The sequence below is a fragment of the Wolbachia pipientis genome (assembly GCF_023661085.1).
Taxonomy (GTDB): domain Bacteria; phylum Pseudomonadota; class Alphaproteobacteria; order Rickettsiales; family Anaplasmataceae; genus Wolbachia.
This window is the reverse complement of record NZ_JAHDJT010000164.1, coordinates 1-1603: the sequence shown is the minus strand read 5'-3', so window position 1 is coordinate 1603 and position 1603 is coordinate 1. Positions and strand designations below refer to the sequence as shown.

Genomic DNA, 1603 nt, shown 5'->3' with positions numbered 1-1603 from the left:
TATAACATGAAACATCAGGATTATGTTTAAATTATAAGGTTACTTTCTGAAGCAGAAATTGCGTCTCAGGGTAAGAAATAACATACGTTAACTTCTGGTTTTATACATTAAAGCAACAAGACTAAACTCTAAAAACTTAACTTATCAAAAGCATTTTCGTATTATGCAAAACCAAAAGATTCCAATCACAGTAATAGCAACGATGATAATACAGACGGTAGCGGTGATATGGTGGCTTGCTAAACTCGATTTACGTGTACACATGCATGAAAAACTCATTGAGCAGAACAACGGATTGACTGTTACGGTATATCGTCTGGAAGAACGAGTAAAGAACCTTTCTGAGGAATTGGATGAATTTAAAGCCAACTCAAAGTAGCTATTCTGGTGTATAAAGCTTAGACTGCGATTGGCGATCCTTCCAGTTTTTAAGGTATTGCTCAACTAGTGGAGAATCTCTTGTTATGATCAGTAGGTTTTCAGCGTTTCTTTGTTGGGCTACATCACTGTGGGCAATAGCGGGTTTAAAGTCAATCCACACCGGAATTTTGTACTCAAGTAATTCAGTAATGACACTATGCTTTGAGCTAGTTTGTGCAAATAACCTTAACATCAACGCCCTGATTCTTAGCTTCGATTAGCGACTTTGCGATAGATTTAGAAGTAAATGAATATGCTTGCAAACTTTTCAGCATGACTTATAGAATCAACTATTAGATCGGTGCAATTTTCTCCAGGAGTAAAACAGACCGTAGCTTTTGGGCAGGGCTGATAAAAGTTAATAAAATTAATAAATATCTAAACATGGTTAAATATATCCTGTCAGTGGACGGCGGAGGCATAAGAGGCATCATACCAGCCATAATACTAGCAGAAATAGAAAAGAAAGCAAGAAGGCCTATTGCCGAAATATTTGACCTAATGGCAGGTACTTCAACGGGTGGGATTGTTGTAGCTGGACTGTGCAAGAAAGATGACCAAGGTAAGCCTCAATATTCAGCAAATGATTTAGTTGAGCTTTACCAAAAATACGGATCATACATTTTCAAATCTTCATTTTTTAGGCGATCAATATTCTCTTGGTTTAACTGCGAAAAATACCCATATAACAACATTGAATCAGTACTGGAAAAATATTTTGGTGATGATATTCTCAAACACACCTTAAGTAGGGTACTAATTACAAGTTATGACATTCACAATAACTGCCCATTTTTCTTCAAGAGCTGGAGAGAAGATAGAAATTTTATCAAACTAAGAGAAGCGCTCAGAGCCACAACAGCAGCACCAACTTACTTTGCTCCTAAGTATTTAGAAGTCAGCCAAAAGAAAAGAGTATTAGTAGACGGAGGGGTATTTGCCAATAATCCAGCAGCATGTGCATATGCAGACGGCAAAAAACTTTTTCCCAATGAAGAAATAGTTCTGGTCTCAATTGGAACAGGTAGGCTATCTAATCGAGTAAAGTACATGAAATTAGGGAAGATAGCCTGGATAAAGCCTCTGCTGAATGTGATGTTTGCATCGAGCCTTGATGTAGTAAATTACCAGCTAAGTAACGTAATGGACGATAGATACATAAGAATACAATCACAACTGACAA

Annotated in this window: 3 protein-coding genes; 2 read left to right on the top strand and 1 reads right to left on the bottom strand. The window is 37.0% G+C overall.

Annotated features, from left to right (window positions below; genetic code table 11):
• Nucleotides 1-163: 163 nt before the first annotated feature.
• Nucleotides 164-379 carry a hypothetical protein gene (locus tag DM84_RS05860; protein WP_250779055.1) on the top strand — a complete coding sequence of 72 codons (216 nt, stop codon included), beginning with the start codon at nt 164-166 and terminating at the stop codon, nt 377-379.
• Here DM84_RS05860 and DM84_RS05855 read toward each other — a convergent pair whose 3' ends face one another.
• A complete protein-coding gene (locus tag DM84_RS05855; protein WP_250779053.1) occupies nt 380-613 on the bottom strand; it encodes a phospholipase D-like domain-containing protein in 234 nt (77 codons plus the stop codon).
• 191 nt (nt 614-804) lie between these two features.
• Here DM84_RS05855 and DM84_RS05850 point away from each other — a divergent pair.
• Nucleotides 805-1603, top strand: a 799-nt coding sequence (locus DM84_RS05850; protein WP_250779051.1) for a patatin-like phospholipase family protein, incomplete at its 3' end; no start/stop codon positions are given.